We start from the raw sequence: 15,004 nt of genomic DNA, 5'->3' as shown, positions 1-15,004 counted from the left end.
TACTTCATTGTCCAATGACATTTTAATAAGATTTTCCATTTAGGGGGTGGTGTCTGCAGCTGTTAAAGTGGATAAATTTAATGGTTTTCTGTCAACTTGAAACCGCATACATCATTGAGGTCCATATAGTTCATTAAATAATTTGGATAAAGGGAGTGTTGAAAAGATGAAAGCTGGCCTTTTTTATGTTCTAGAATGCCATGATGATAACTATGAACGTGCTTATGGAGAAATGTTGGAACAAATTCAATATGGGGAAGAACTTGGATTTGAAAGCGTTTGGTTGGCAGAACACCATTTTAGTGCTTACGGAAGCATGCCTTCTCCACAGGTGGCAGCTGCAGCAATCTCTCAAATTACTAAAAAGATGGATATCGGGATTGCTATAAGTATATTGAATTTCGACAATCCAGTCCGAATAGCTGAAGACTATGCAATGGTTGATCAATTAAGTAAGGGTCGTTTAAAGTTTGGAGCAGGACGCGGTTATCAGCCTAGTGAGGCAAGAGGTCTAGGAATCAGCTTGGAAAAAACAAGAGAAAGATACTGGGAGTACGTTAATATCATTCAGGGTTTGTGGAGTAATGAAAGGTTTAGCTATAATGGAGAATTCTATCAAATTGAAGATTTAAAATTAACACCAAAGCCTTATCAGAAGAGAATTCCATTCTATCATGCCTGCATCAGCCCTGAATCCTTTGATCTAATGGTAGAAAAAGGCGCCCAAGAATTCATGGTTACGCCAACCTTGATGGTAATGGATGATGTCTTAGCTTATACAAGAAGAACAAGGGATCGTTTACTGCAAAAGGGCATTGATCCATCGATCCATTTGAACCTGCAAATGAATATTGCGGACGATACTGACCAGGCGATAAAAAATGTGGAAAAGGAAATGAAAATCTATTTCAACAAAGTTCTGGAATTGATTCCTGGAGCAAAAGGTTCCCAGGCACCGGCAACCTATGAGCGTTTTGCCGAAGTGGCGAAAGAGTTTGACGGCCCATTAAATGTTGGTGTCCTTAATCAGTCTGGGGTTGCCCTCTTAGCAGGACCGGAAGAAGCGGTTAAGCGCCTTGAAGCGGTTGAAGACGCTGGGGTTGACAGCCTATCCTGCTGGTTCCGAATGGGAGGCATGGAACACCGCAAAGTGATGAGAGCCATGAAGCGTTACGCCGATGAAGTATTGCCATACTTTAAATCACCAGCACAAAAGGTAACCGTTTAGCCATTTCAAAAAAAATGCATTTGGAGGGGATTGCAAGTGCAGCAGACCTCAGTCAAAACATTGGAAGAAAGAGTTTTGGAATTAGAGGCCCGGGAACAAATTAAAGAAGTGATTGCTAACTATAACCACGGTGTCGATAAACTTGATGAAGAACTGTTCATGGATATTTGGGAAGAAGATGCTGTTTGGGATATTGGTGAACCATGGGGCATTTCCAGGAACAAACAGGAGATTTTGGAGAAAATAAGGGCTATTTGGGTAGGCCTTCCAGAAACGCATCACTACGGGATGAATGAAGTTATCAACATTGATATCAAAAATGGGACGGCTACATGCGTGTCGGATGTGGATTGCACGGCCACGAATGCAAAAGGAATACCCCTTGTAATTGCTGCAACCAATTGGGATAAATATAGCAATAAAACTGGAAAGTGGCGTTTGACTGAAAGAAAAATAAAAATTCATTACATGACTCCAGCTTTGGAACCATGGTCAGATAAACCTGAATCACGAATTAATCCAAAACTAGATTAATAGAAAACATAAAGGGTAAATGAATTGATTCATTTACCCTTTAATAAGTTGAAAAATAAATAAACAAAAAAAAACTGGTGTAATTGGTCTTATTAGGCCTAAAAAGAGAAATGAGGGATAATAATGACTTCATCATTACGGGGGAAGGTGGCCATAGTTGGTGCAGCTGACACTCAAGTAGGAATTGTTCCTCAGATGGGAGCAACCCAGCTTTGTGTGGATGCAGCTCTTCGTGCCTTGGCAGATGCAGGAATTACGAAAGATCAGATTGACGGCTTGATTACCTGCAATTCCATGGCCGAACCAATTATGTATCATGCGGAAGCGATTGCAGAGTATTTGCAAATATTTCCTCGATACTGTCTAAGTGTTGGTACAGGAGGGGGGACCACATTTTCCATTCTTCACCATGCTGCATCAGCTATTGCCACAGGAGTTTGTGACACAGTTTTAATCACAATGGCAGACAGCCTAAGAAGCGGAATAAATAAAGAGCAGGCTATGGCCATGCAAGCTTCTACCGGACATCCGCAGTTTGAAATACCATATGGGCCATCTGTGCCATCTCTGTATGCCTTAATCGCACGTGCCCATATGGAGAAATACGGGACAACAGCAGAACAATTTGCAGCCATTGCTGTTGCATGCCGAAAGCATGCAAATCTAAATCCTGCTGCTCAAATGCGGGAATTGATTACCATCGAAGATGTAATCAATTCCCGGATGATTGCCGATCCTCTGCATTTATTGGATTGCTCCTTAATTTCCGATGGCGGATCAGCGGTTATTCTGACTTCTGTTGAACGCGCAAAAGATTTTCCAAATCATCCAGTCTACTTGCTCGGTGTTGGTGAAGGGCATAGCCATGAACATATTAGCCAGGCCCGGAGCCTTACTACTTCTGCAGCAACTGAATCGGGACAACGCGCCTACCATATGGCTGGTATGGGTCCTAGGGACATCGATTTGGCCCAGCTGTATGATTGTTTTACCCCGACTGTACTGATTGAATTAGAAGACCTCGGTTTTTGTGAAAAAGGAGAAGGTGGAGCTTTCGTTGAAAGCGGAGCAATCGAGTTAGGGGGAAAGATACCAGTTAACACCCACGGGGGAATGCTTTCCCATTGCCATCCCGGGAATCCTGGGTCCATGTTTGCCTTAACGGAAGCGGTTTTGCAGCTTCGCCATCAGGCAGGCGAGCGTCAGGTCCCAGGAGCAGAGGTCGCTCTTGTACATGGCCAGGGCGGCATTATGTCGAGCCACACTACTATAATCCTTGGGCGGGAGGTTTAAACATGAATGATCATTCAGGAAAAAATTTCCCCGTCCCGACTGCAGAAACAGCCAATTATTGGGAAGGGTGCCGTAATCATCAACTGCTTATTCAGCATTGCTTTGAATGCAGGCATCACCAGTTCTATCCGAGAATCATGTGTACGAAGTGCTGTAGCAATAAAGTGGAGTGGGTATCCGCTTCTGGACGAGGAAAGGTTAAAAGTTACACCATCATGCACCGTGCTATTTCTAAAGCATACCTTGCTGAAACCCCATATGTCATTGCATTAATTGAGCTTGAAGAAGGACCGACAATGATGAGCAATGTGGTTCAATGTGATCCTAATAACGTATTCGTAGGCATGGATGTTGAAGTGATCTTTGAGGATTGGTCTAAGGAAATATCCATTCCAAAATTCCGTCCCAGTTAAAGAAATAATAATTAATGCAAATAATTCAAACATACGTTTGTTTTTGGTAAATCCATTTTATGATAATGACATAAGTATTTTCTTAATCAAAACCCTATAAAAGGAGTTAAGAGGTTTATGTACAAAGGAATTCAAACGTTTGGAAAAATTGTCGAATATCGTGCAGAAGAAAAGCCGAACTCGCGGTTCGTTCGCTTCCAAACTGAAGATCTTACGTATGTTCAGTTCCATCTTGATGGAAACAAAGTGGCCAACTTCATTAGTTCGTTAGGGTTGTCTAAAGGGGATAAATGTGCTGTCATGCTCCCAAACAGTCGGGAATTTCTGGCTGTATGGCTTGGTCTTGCACGACTTGGTGTAATTGAAGTACCAATCAATGTAGCATATCGAGGAGATCTTTTGGCATATATCCTCAATCAAGCAGAGTGCCGGGCCATTGTCATTTCCTCCCAATGGATTGAGAGATTGAGGGACATATCACACGAATTGACTCATTTACGTCATGTTATTATCGTCGGCGAAAATGATGAACGATTGAATAACCAATTCTATTGCCATTTTTATGAAAATCTAATTTCGAACGCCAGCGATACTACAGTTGATGTTGAAATTCATCCCAGTGACCCTTCGCTCATCCTATTTACCTCAGGAACAACGGGACCATCTAAAGGGGCAATATTAAGCCATCATGCTAACTTTAGTCTTGCGTCGACTTGTTGTGATTTGATGAACTACAGTCCCGAAGACCGCTTGTTTACCGTGTTTCCCTTATATCATGTTAATGCCCGCTATGCCACCATTCTCCCTGCACTGTTGGCAGGCAGTGACGTAGTTATGCATGAACGATTTTCAGCATCAAAATTTTGGGATATTTGTCGTACTGAGCAAATTACCTCTTTTACCTATATGGGTTCGCTTCTTACGATCCTAATGAAACAGCCTGAACGAGCAGATGATGCCGACAACCCCGTCCGGCAGATTCAGGGCGCACCAGCACCATTGGAAATATATGAAGAATTTGAAAAACGATTCAATGTTAAAATTACCGAAGCTTATGGATCAACAGAAGTTGGTTTAGCGATGGTTAATCGTGCTGAAACATTTAGAAAAGGTTCTTGCGGGAAGTCTGTAACCATTTATGAGGTAGAGATTCACGATGAAAATGACGAATGCTGCACTCCCGGCACAGCAGGTGAAATAGTGGTGCGTCCTAAAGAACCGGGAGTTTTATTCTCTGGTTATTACGGAATGCCTGAAGCAACTGTGGAATTGTGGAAGAATTTATGGTTTCATACCGGAGACCGGGGATTGATGGATGAGGATGGCTACTTTTACTTTGTTGATAGAAAAAAAGATGTCATCCGGAGAAGAGGAGAGAATATTTCTTCTTCCGAAGTCGAGCGAGTAATCAATAAATCAATACCCATCCTAAAGTGAAGGAATCCGCTTTGGTCGGAGTCCCCTCAGAACTTTCGGAAGAAGAGGTTCTTGCAGTCGTGGTTATTCGTGACGGTGAGGAGTTGAAGCAGGAAGATCTGCTCGACTTCTGCCAAACCAGATTAGCTTATTTCGCTGTTCCCAGGTATATACGGTATATAAAGGAATTTCCCAGAACTCCTTCACAAAGGATTGAAAAATACAAACTGCGGGCAAAAGGAATAACACCTGACACATGGGACCGTGAACTAGTTGGTTATAAAGTGCATCGTTAATAAATTTAAGCAGGAAATTAGTACGTCTATAAATCATTAATTTTGTTGAATATACAATCCAAAATTTTAGGAGGAGTAATATGCAAAAAATTAATGTGGTGCAAGTAGTGGATGACAGCAAATTTAATTCATTACATTTTGCTGTCATAGCTTGGTGCGGATTTATTTTGTTATGTGATGGATATGACATGGTTGTATTTGGCTCCATCATCCCCAGCCTAAGCAAAGAATGGGGAATCACTGCAAGTACAGCCGGGTTTATTGGGAGTTTAACCTTATTTGGCAGCTTAATAGGGTGCCTTGTTTGCGGAATTTTAGCTGATATATGGGGACGCAAAAAAGTGATAATCTTTTGTTTCACACTTTTTGGATTATTTACTATATTAACTGGTTTAGCTCAAGGACAGACAGATTTCGCCATTTATCGTTTCATTGCAGGTTTAGGCTTAGGCGGTATGCCGCCGCTTGTCATCGCACTGACATCGGAGTATGCACCAAAATCGAGTAGAAGTATGTTAGTCGGATTGATGTCAACAGGGTTTTCTTTTGGAGGAATTGCTGTTGCGCTGCTGGGGATTGTAATTATCCCAAAATTCGGATGGGAGTCGATGTTTTTTATCGGCGGGCTTCCGTTATTGGCACTGCCATTCATGATAAAGTTTTTACCAGAGTCGCTGGCATTCCTTGTGGCAAAGCAGGACAACAAAAAAGTAAGCGCTTTACTCACAAGGTTAAATCCATCTTATAAATCAAATAAAAATGATGTTTTTGAAGTTCATTTACCAAAAGCGGGTATGCCCGTAACGAAACTTTTTGAAGAGCGTCGGGGAATTTCTACCATTATGTTCTGGGTAACATCTTTTATGGTCTTACTTTTAGTCTATGGATTGGGTACTTGGCTTCCTCAGTTAATGGTTCAAGCAGGTTATCCTTTAAAATCCAGTTTATTGTTCTTATTTGCCTTAAATATTGGAGCCATAGCAGGTCAGATCGGCGGAGGATGGGCGGCCGACCGTAAGGGTTCAAAACAAGTGATCTTTACCATGTTTATCATTGGTGCTATTTGCCTTTCTATACTTGGGTTCAAACCTACAGCCATCATTCTGTACCTATTGGTTGCCATTGCCGGCGCATGCTCTAATGGAACTGGATGCGTCAATAACGCTTACACTTCAAAATTTTATCCAACTTTTATGCGCTCCACCGGTGTTGGCTGGTCACTCGGAATCGGCCGATTCGGAGCAGTGGTTGGCCCGTCTTTTGGCGGTTTATTGCTAGAATTAAGCTTACCGACATACATGAATTTTATAAGTTTTGCTGTTCCTTCCCTTTTAGCGGCATTTGCAATCCTGTTTATTCAAGATAATTATAGTGATTTCAAGATGATTGGGCAGGAACCTGAACAACAGCTTAAGGAAGCAGTTATTAAAGTTTAGTAGAACATGGATTAAATATATTTATTCATTATTACAAATAAAAGGAGGCGAAATCTTGTATAAAGGAATAGAAACATTTGGAAGTATAGTAGAGCATCGAGCGAAAGCTATGCCTGACAAGCGATTTGTCCGTTTCGAACATACAGATCTGACTTATGATCAATTTCATAGGACTGGTAATAAAGTTGCTCATTTTATGGCAATGCTGGGTCTTTCAAAGGGTGACACATGTGCATTAATGCTCCCGAACAGCCCTGAATTTTTGGCTGCATGGCTTGGCCTGGCCCGGCTGGGTGTGATCGAAGTCCCGATTAATACTGCATTTCGCGGTGATCTCTTAACTTACATTCTGAATAAAGCAGAATGTAAATCCATTATAATCTCTTCACAATGGATCAGTCGTTTAGAAGAAATATTGGGAGAAGTGTTGCATCTTAGACACATCATAGTTGTTGGTGATGATTATGAGCCGTTAAATGGTGAAAATTTTTGCTGCCATTCTTTTGTAGAACTTTTAAATAAGGCATGTGATAGCCCAGTTGACATTCCAATAACACCTCAAGATCCCGCTCTAATTCTTTTTACTTCTGGAACAACAGGACCTTCAAAAGGAGCGATCCTATGTCATGCAGCAAATTTTAGTGTGGCAAAGACTGCATGTGAGCTAATGAAGTATGGCCCTGAAGATCGGTTGTTTACTGCTTTTCCTTTGTTTCATGTCAATGCCCGCTATACTACTATCCTCGTAGCTTTAATTACTGGCTGCGATGTTGTGATGCACAATCGTTTTTCAGCCTCAAACTTCTGGGATATTTGCCGGGAGGAACAAATAACCGCTTTTAATTTTATGGGCTCCCTCCTGACTATGCTTATGAAGCAGCCGGAACATCCGAACGACGCTGACAATCCGGTTAAAAAGGTGTTTGGGGCACCTACTCCCCTGGAAATTTACGAAGAATTCGAGAATCGATTCCAGGTCAAAATCTCCGAAGTATATGGTTCTACTGAACTTGGAACAGCATTGTATAATCCCGCTGAATCGTTTAGAAAAGGAGCCTGCGGCTATCCTGTACCAATCTACGAAGTTGAGATCCATGATGAAAATGACAACCCCTGCCCAACAGGTGTGGCTGGTGAGATCGTTGTTCGACCCAAAAAACCTTTTATCATGTTTTCGGGGTATTATAAAATGCCTGAGGCAACAGTCGAATCTTGGAGAAACCTTTGGTTTCATACTGGCGATACCGGACGTATGGACGAAGACGGTTATTTCTACTTTATCGACCGGAAGAAAGATGTTGTCCGCCGCAGAGGGGAGAACATATCATCTTATGAAGTTGAACGCATCTTAAACGATCATCCCATGGTTTTTGAATCAGCAATTATTGGCGTTCCTTCTGAACTTTCGGAAGAAGAAGTACTTGCGGTTGTAATCCTCAAAGAAGGAGCAGAACTGAAACCCGAAGAGTTATTAGACTTTTGTCAGCGCCGTATGGCACACTTTGCTGTTCCCCGCTATATACGTTTTGTAAAGGCGTTACCGAAAAACACATCACAGAGGGTTGAGAAATACAAGCTGAGGCTTGAAGGGATTACCACGGACACTTGGGACCGGGAACTTGTAGGGTATAAAGTACTCCGTTAAGTGTTTTATTCGGCCAGATATTTTAAAAGAATAATCATCAAAAATTTAAGGGCCTTCCATAAAAAATTGCTTTGCACCTTTCTATAAAAAAAAGGAGTGATTAAAAATGAAAGCGGAAGAAAAATTTGCAATACACGAACTTTTAAACAAGGCTGCTTATGGTTATGATTCCCGAAATATTGACATGCTCGGAAAATGCTTTGCAGAAGATGCTGTAATGTCTATACGTATTGCTGATGGAGATTTGGTCGGTCCATTTGAAGGACATCAGGCCGTAATGAAGTTGATGACAAGTTCAATGAATCATCAGACTGATAAGCGCCTGCATGAAATCTCAAATATTTTCTTTGAAACAGAAGGTGAAAAAACTGCCACAGTCCTTTCTAGTTTAACCCTAATTGCCGTAGACAATGGGAACATAAATCTGTTGACGACAGGTATCTACCGAGATGAAGTGGTAAAGGAAGATGGCAGTTGGAAATTGAAAAAGCGACATCTAGATTTGGAGCTTCCTTTCTAATTTAATCTTATTCTCAAGAATTGTCGAAGGCAGATCTAGTTTGGTTGTTCATTTATATAAGTTTAATAAATAAATTGTTTTTCTAAGGAGGCAGTGTGGAATTGGTAAATATCGGAATGATCCCGGCAAAATACGCAAAGCTTGACCCAAAGAGACCAGCCCTTATCGACATTCCCAACGATCGCCGGATAAACTTTGGCACTTTGGATCAACGAGTCCGCAAATTATCAAATGGATATATAAATACATTAGGTCTCTCAAAGGGTGATCGTGTCGCCATATTGTCAAAAAACAGTATAGAGTATATAGAAAACTATTTTGCCTGTGCACGCGTTGGCTTAATCATACAGCCTCTGAATTGGCGTTTGAGCATTCCGGAATTAACCAGAATATTAGCTGATGGAAAACCTGCTGTGTTTGTAAATGCAAGTGAGTTCTCCGAAGAAGCTAAGGAGCTAAAGAAACAGCTGGATATTAGTCACTGGCTCGAATATGGAGAAAATAGTGATGGTTCATATGATAGTCTGATAGCAGAAGCCTCGGATGAAGAGCCAAAACTATCAAATGAAGTTGGCGATGACGATCCAATGCTGATTCTTTATACTGGAGGAACAACTGGAGAGTCCAAAGGAGCTCTGCATACTCACAAAGGGTTTTACACAGGCATGCTGAATCAAACTGTGGCTGAACGGATTGTACCATCGGATGTTTATATGCTGACAGGCCAAATGTTCCATATACCAATAGTATTGGCCATCAATTACATGGCACATGGTTGCCCATTGGTGTTAATAAACTTTGAAGCAAAGCTGGCTCTTGAAGTAATTCAACAGGAGCGGGTCTCTGCATTTTTAGGTATTACCACGATGCTAAATTGGATGATGTCTGTTGAAAATTTCGAACAGTATGACCTAAGCAGCCTGCGCAATATACAATATGGCGGCGGACCGATGGGAATGAAAGTAGTAAAGGCGGCTCTCGAAGCCTTTCCATGCACATTAATTCAAGGTTATGGGCAAACAGAAGGAATGGGCATGACATTTCTTTCCCAAGAGGATCATTTAAATGCAATCAAAGGTATTCACCCTGAAAGATTATCTTCATGTGGTCGTGAGGCTTTTGCAACGACGATCCTAATTGTTGATGCTGAAGGGAATGTAGTCCCGCGTGACGGGAAAACGCCCGGTGAAATAATCGTGAAGTCAGATGCGAATATGATTGGATACTGGCGGCGGCCAAAGCTGACTGCCAAAACTATATGCAATGGATGGTTGTATACAGGGGATATCGCGACTTGGGATGAAGATGGCTATATTTTCATTGTCGATCGTGCCAAAGACATGATTATATCTGGCGGTGAAAATATTACAGTACCCAGGTTGAAAACGCGATATACCAGCATGATGCAGTTCTTGAGGTAGCGGTTTTTGGTGTTCCTGATGAAGAGTGGGGGGAAATAGTAAAAGCTGCGGTAGTCTTGAAACCTGGCCGAACAGCCACAGAGCAGGATATTATTGATACAGCTAAAAAACATCTGGCATCTTACCAGAAACCCCGTTCAGTTGAATTTTTTGATAGTCTTCCAAAGTCACCGACTAGTAAAATTCTTAAACGTGAGCTGAGAGAAAAATATGGAAAGATTCGGAGTAATCAAGTATGAACAGGCAAATGAATGAAGAACTATTGTCCCATATTGGGCGTTCAGCTCCGCCTAAAAAAGAATTGGTTACCAGAAAGGACATTAGGAAGTATTCCATCGCAACCGGCCAAAGGATAAAGAAATACCTTAAAGGTGATGAAGCACCGCCAATGTTTCATGTGGCTTTATTCTGGGATGTGACAGAATTGGAACATTTAAGGCCGGATGGTGTTTCGATTGACCCATTAGTCCCGAAATTTCCATTAAAAAAAGAAATGGCCGGGGGGTTGAAAATTGAATATTTTCAACCGATTTATCCCGGACAATGGTTAACAGCAACTCGAACATTAACAAATATTTACGAAAAAGAAGGTTCTAAGGGGCCCCTTATTTTCTATGAAATTACAATGAATGTAGAAAATGAATTAGGGGAGAAAGTACTAACAGAAAAAACAACCAGGATTTTACGTTAATGTATTTTTAAATCTCCCTCCGGCAACTTACTGTCTAGGTATGAAAGAAGGTGGAAGAAATGTCAAGAATAAATATGTTAAGCCCTGGAGATTTATTGCCAGAGCGTTTATTTAAACCCGATAATGTCCAATTATTTCTTTATAACGCGGCATTGTGGAATGCTCACCGGATCCATTTTGACATTCCCTATACAACCGAAGTAGAAAAATACCCGGATTTGGTGATAGCTGGTCCGTTACTTGGCGATTGGCTCCATCAATGTGTAATGGAATGGCTCGGTGAGGATGGGAAAATAACTTCTATTGAGTACTCTAACCGAAAAGCATCCTTTATCGGTGAAACACTTCGTTCCGGCGGTAGAATTATTACCTGTGAATATGATAAGGGAGAGGTTAATCTTGAAGTATTCATTAAAAATGAAGCAGATGAAATAATTGCTCCAGGTAACGCAGTTGTACGTTTTCATCTATTTAAAGGGAAACGAACTTTCATATAATTTAAGATTTTAAGCCACATTCTTTAAAGGATTGTGGCTTAAAGTATATGGTTATTACTTGACCGTTCCTAAAAGACTTAAAGGAGAGATTTCATGAGCCAAATGCAATTGGGTAAACAATCAGTTCACGATATAAATTGGTCTGCTGTCGAAGACTACCTTCGTCAAGAAATCCCGGCACTTAGTAATGAGCCTCTTAAGATAAAACCATATTCAGCTGGTTATTCCAATTTGACCTATTTTATCGGTATCGGGAATTGGGAAGCAGTATTACGAAGGCCCCCATTTGGGCCAATCCCGCCGAAAGCACACAATATGAAACGGGAATATGAAATCTTGGAAAAACTAAACCGTGTCTTCCCGTTAGCGCCAAAGCCTTATCTTTATTGTGAAGATCCAAAAATTATGGACCGCCACTTTTATGTGATGGAAAAAAAGGAAGGGTTCGTCCTGGATGATGAATTGCCAGTTGAATTTGAAAAACGTCAAGACACCGGAATTCTGGTTTCGAATGCTGTTGTTGATACATTAGCCAAATTACATGAGGTGGATTATGAAATGGCAGGTTTAGGCAGCTTTGGGCATCCAAACGGATATCTTAGCCGCCAAGTTCACAGCTGGGTCATACGATTCCATAATTCGAAAACAGATAGTATCCGAAATGCTGAGAATCTCGAAAAATGGTTGATTGAAAATATCCCTCCATCACCAGCTCCAACCATTGTCCATAACGATTTTAAACTGAATAACATGATGTTTTCTCCTGCCAATCCTGGAGAAGTGATTGGAGTGTTTGATTGGGAACTCAGTACAATCGGCGATCCATTAACCGACCTAGCGGCAGCGTTAGCCTATTGGACAGAGGAGGGGGACGAGGAAACAGGACTGACTTCTGTTACCACGAAGCCCGGTTTTGTATCAAGAGGAGATTTGCTTGAAATGTATGCCCAAAAAAGCGGCCGGGATGTTTCAATTATTGATTATTACTTAACATTTGCCTTTTATAAAATTGCTGTTATCCTCCAGCAAATCTATTATCGCTGGAAAATGGGCGAAGCAAAGGATGTACGTTTTGGAAGATTAAATATCGGGATTAACAACCTCTTGAAGCAGGCGGAAAGGGCCAGATGGAACGGAATTTTTCGCTAAAAACGTCAAAATAAATAAGGCTGTAAGAGTAAGCAGTTTCTCTTAACAGCCTTTTATTAGTTTTTATTATTTTACGGCATGTGGACTAGTAGAAAATTGTCTCTTTAGAGCGGTAGTAATTTGCTCTAGCGCCTTCTTGGCATCATCCATAAGCACCGGCATCCAGAAGAAACCATGAATTTGTCCATCATACCTTTTGTGCTCGACTGGAACCCCTGCAGCTTTCAATTTTGCCGCATAGGCCTCGCCTTCATCCCTTAGTACATCGTATTCTGCAGTAATAACCAGTGCAGGAGGTAAACCGGATACATCCTTTGCAAGCAAAGGCGATGCATAAGGATTTGCTTTTTCTTCCTCACTATTGAGATATTGATCAGCAAACCAATGCATAGCTGAAGTTTCTAAATAATTGCCTTTTCCATTTTCAAAATAAGATTTGGTGTTAAATGAGAAATTGGTTACAGGATAGAGTAAAATTTGGTAAGCAATAGAAGGACCCCCGCGATCCTTAGCCATTAAAGGAATAACGGCAGCAAGATTTCCGCCGGCACTGTCACCGGCAACTACAAGTCGATCTGGGTCTCCGTTATATCTTGAAATATTCTCAGCAACCCATTTCGTTGCAGCGTAGCAATCCTCCGGCCCTACAGGGAATTTAAATTCAGGAGCAAGACGGTAATCAACAGAAACAACCAAACATTCGGTAGAATTTGTTACAGCACGAAGGATAGGATCGATTACTTCAAGGTCACCTAGTACCCAGCCGCCGCCATGGTAGTACACCATAACAGGGAAAGGTCCGTTCCCTTCCGGAGTATAAAGGCGCAGCGTAATCTCTGAATCCCCAACAGGCACTTTAATGTCTTCCACCTTTGCCACTTCTTGCGGAGCCCCTGTTACGTCTTTGTAAAAAGCTAAAAGACCATCACGATTTTCCTGGACCGACATTTGCTCGATTGCCGGAGCGCCAGCAGCAACTGCCGCATTAATTTGATCTAGTAGATTCTTTACTTGGGGTTGTAATACCATATTTTCTCCTCCTAACCATATAATGAAATCGTTTTCAGACATATTATAAAGTCTATTAAACAATAATGCAATACTATTATGAATATTCAAAAAATATATTTTTTATATACTTTTCACCCAAAGATATCTTTTGGCTTTCCTCTTTTTCAGAAAATTAAAAATATATTATTGATTTTTATATAAAGGCTGTTATAATTAAATTCAAACAAACGTTAGATTTATAAAATATATTAAAAGTTGGTGGAGAAATGAATCAAATTCAACACAGTGAAACAATCCCGATTCGAAATGGAGAGGAATTTGATCAAGAAACACTAAGAAAATATTTAAATGACCATTTGGAAGCTTTTCCAAATAAGCCATTGGAGGTGGAACAATATCCTACGGGTGTCTCAAATCTAACATACTTGTTACGAAGCGGTGAATGGGAAGCAGTTATGCGCCGTCCGCCTTCAGGCCCTTTACCTCCCAAAGCACATGATATGAAAAGAGAATCGGAGCTTTTAACGAATCTCTATCCTGCGTTCCCTCTTGTGCCTAAACCATATGTTTTTTGTGATGATAAAGAAATATTGGGTGTCCCATTTTATGTCATGGAGCGAAAGCAGGGGGTTGTATTAGATACTAAATTTCCGGAGGGTTTTGCTGCTTCCAACGAATTATGTGTGGAAATTTCTTATGCCGTGGTTGATGCCCTAGCCCAGTTACATTCTGTCGACTATGAAAAAGCAAATTTATCCAGATTCGGCCGCCCAAGTGGTTTTTTGGAAAGGCAAGTCAATGGATGGATTGGCCGCTATAATAAGTTTAAAACAGATGAAATTCCCTATTTTGAGTCATTGGCTAAATGGTTTCTAAAACACATTCCTACTTCCCAGTATGCCAGTATGATTCATAATGATTATAAGTTGAACAATATGCTGCTATCGAAAGATTATAAGCGAATTGAAGCTATATTAGATTGGGAAATTGCAACCATCGCTGATCCCTTTTTTGACTTAGCTGGTGCATTGGGGTATTGGATGGAAGAGGATGACCCTGATGGTTTAAAAGAAAGTCTGCCAACAGTTACCACGATGCCAGGTTTTATCAAAAGAAGAGACTTTATTCAAAGGTATTCCCTCAAAAGCGGTAGGGACGTCCCATCTATGAATTTTTATATGGCATTTACCTATTTTAGACTTGCGGTTGTTTTACAGCAAATTTATTATCGCTGGAAAGTGGGGCAAACAAGAGATGAACGATTCGCAAAGTTTATTGATAGGGTAAGGAATCTAATGCTTCACTCCTATGAAGTATCAACTAGTGGTAACTTTTAGGATCGTACTCCACTTTTTATCCAAAGAATAATTTCATCTACTCTTTATTAAATATAAATACGTTTGAGTTGCAATCAGAGTAATGGTAAAATATTCACCAAACAACCGTCTGGTATA

At 40.9% G+C, this 15,004-nt stretch carries 16 protein-coding genes; 15 read left to right on the top strand and 1 reads right to left on the bottom strand.

Annotated features, from left to right (window positions below; genetic code table 11):
- The first annotated feature begins 166 nt into the window (after positions 1 to 166).
- The 14 genes from ACZ5AE_RS16765 to ACZ5AE_RS16700 all read left to right on the top strand — a co-directional run bounded on the left by ACZ5AE_RS16765 (position 167) and on the right by ACZ5AE_RS16700 (position 12,539).
- The gene (locus ACZ5AE_RS16765; protein ID WP_464565716.1) at positions 167 to 1,228 is read left to right on the top strand and encodes an LLM class flavin-dependent oxidoreductase; all 1,062 of its coding nucleotides are present in this window, start codon (positions 167 to 169) and stop codon (positions 1,226 to 1,228) included.
- Positions 1,229 to 1,264: 36 nt separating this feature from the next.
- Positions 1,265 to 1,762, top strand: coding sequence for a nuclear transport factor 2 family protein (locus ACZ5AE_RS16760; RefSeq protein WP_464565714.1), 498 nt, complete (start codon positions 1,265 to 1,267; stop codon positions 1,760 to 1,762).
- A gap of 123 nt (positions 1,763 to 1,885) precedes the next feature.
- Positions 1,886 to 3,055: a thiolase C-terminal domain-containing protein gene (locus ACZ5AE_RS16755; protein ID WP_464565712.1), complete on the top strand. Its 1,170-nt coding sequence runs from the start codon at positions 1,886 to 1,888 to the stop codon at positions 3,053 to 3,055.
- Between the two features lie 2 nt (positions 3,056 to 3,057).
- Positions 3,058 to 3,468 carry a Zn-ribbon domain-containing OB-fold protein gene (locus ACZ5AE_RS16750; RefSeq protein WP_464565710.1) on the top strand — a complete coding sequence of 137 codons (411 nt, stop codon included), beginning with the start codon at positions 3,058 to 3,060 and terminating at the stop codon, positions 3,466 to 3,468.
- Positions 3,469 to 3,585: 117 nt separating this feature from the next.
- Positions 3,586 to 4,905 (top strand): AMP-binding protein, encoded by a 1,320-nt coding sequence (locus tag ACZ5AE_RS16745; RefSeq protein WP_464565708.1) that lies wholly within the window; start codon positions 3,586 to 3,588, stop codon positions 4,903 to 4,905.
- A complete protein-coding gene (locus ACZ5AE_RS16740; RefSeq protein ID WP_464565707.1) occupies positions 4,902 to 5,180 on the top strand; it encodes an AMP-binding enzyme in 279 nt (92 codons plus the stop codon). Before ACZ5AE_RS16745 ends, ACZ5AE_RS16740 begins: the two co-directional genes overlap by 4 nt.
- 80 nt (positions 5,181 to 5,260) lie before the next feature.
- Positions 5,261 to 6,616 carry an MFS transporter gene (locus tag ACZ5AE_RS16735; RefSeq protein ID WP_464565705.1) on the top strand — a complete coding sequence of 452 codons (1,356 nt, stop codon included), beginning with the start codon at positions 5,261 to 5,263 and terminating at the stop codon, positions 6,614 to 6,616.
- Positions 6,617 to 6,671: 55 nt separating this feature from the next.
- Positions 6,672 to 8,261: an ATP-dependent acyl-CoA ligase gene (locus ACZ5AE_RS16730; RefSeq protein ID WP_464565704.1), complete on the top strand. Its 1,590-nt coding sequence runs from the start codon at positions 6,672 to 6,674 to the stop codon at positions 8,259 to 8,261.
- Between the two features lie 106 nt (positions 8,262 to 8,367).
- The gene (locus ACZ5AE_RS16725) at positions 8,368 to 8,781 is read left to right on the top strand and encodes a nuclear transport factor 2 family protein (protein ID WP_464565702.1); all 414 of its coding nucleotides are present in this window, start codon (positions 8,368 to 8,370) and stop codon (positions 8,779 to 8,781) included.
- A 95-nt stretch (positions 8,782 to 8,876) separates the two neighbouring features.
- Positions 8,877 to 10,202, top strand: coding sequence for an AMP-binding protein (locus ACZ5AE_RS16720; protein WP_464565700.1), 1,326 nt, complete (start codon positions 8,877 to 8,879; stop codon positions 10,200 to 10,202).
- Entirely contained in the window at positions 10,172 to 10,441 is a 270-nt protein-coding gene (locus ACZ5AE_RS16715; protein WP_464573649.1) for an AMP-binding enzyme, read from the top strand. Before ACZ5AE_RS16720 ends, ACZ5AE_RS16715 begins: the two co-directional genes overlap by 31 nt.
- Positions 10,438 to 10,893 (top strand): FAS1-like dehydratase domain-containing protein, encoded by a 456-nt coding sequence (locus ACZ5AE_RS16710; RefSeq protein ID WP_464565698.1) that lies wholly within the window; start codon positions 10,438 to 10,440, stop codon positions 10,891 to 10,893. The genes ACZ5AE_RS16715 and ACZ5AE_RS16710 overlap by 4 nt, the downstream gene beginning before the upstream one ends.
- Before the next feature lie 59 nt (positions 10,894 to 10,952).
- Complete coding sequence (locus ACZ5AE_RS16705) at positions 10,953 to 11,390, top strand: hotdog family protein (RefSeq protein WP_464565696.1); 438 nt, start codon at positions 10,953 to 10,955, stop codon at positions 11,388 to 11,390.
- A gap of 93 nt (positions 11,391 to 11,483) precedes the next feature.
- Complete coding sequence (locus tag ACZ5AE_RS16700; RefSeq protein ID WP_464565694.1) at positions 11,484 to 12,539, top strand: phosphotransferase family protein; 1,056 nt, start codon at positions 11,484 to 11,486, stop codon at positions 12,537 to 12,539.
- A gap of 66 nt (positions 12,540 to 12,605) precedes the next feature.
- Here the strand turns inward: ACZ5AE_RS16700 and ACZ5AE_RS16695 are convergent, their stop codons facing one another.
- Positions 12,606 to 13,568 carry an alpha/beta hydrolase gene (locus ACZ5AE_RS16695; protein ID WP_464565692.1) on the bottom strand — a complete coding sequence of 321 codons (963 nt, stop codon included), beginning with the start codon at positions 13,566 to 13,568 and terminating at the stop codon, positions 12,606 to 12,608.
- Positions 13,569 to 13,816: 248 nt separating this feature from the next.
- Here ACZ5AE_RS16695 and ACZ5AE_RS16690 point away from each other — a divergent pair, with 248 nt between their 5' ends.
- The gene (locus ACZ5AE_RS16690; RefSeq protein WP_464565690.1) at positions 13,817 to 14,887 is read left to right on the top strand and encodes a phosphotransferase family protein; all 1,071 of its coding nucleotides are present in this window, start codon (positions 13,817 to 13,819) and stop codon (positions 14,885 to 14,887) included.
- The last annotated feature ends 117 nt before the right edge of the window (positions 14,888 to 15,004 follow it).

The sequence above is a fragment of the Neobacillus sp. S1227 genome (assembly GCF_055385255.1).
Note: the sequence above shows the minus strand (reverse complement) of the source record. Positions and strands in the feature narration are given on the sequence as shown.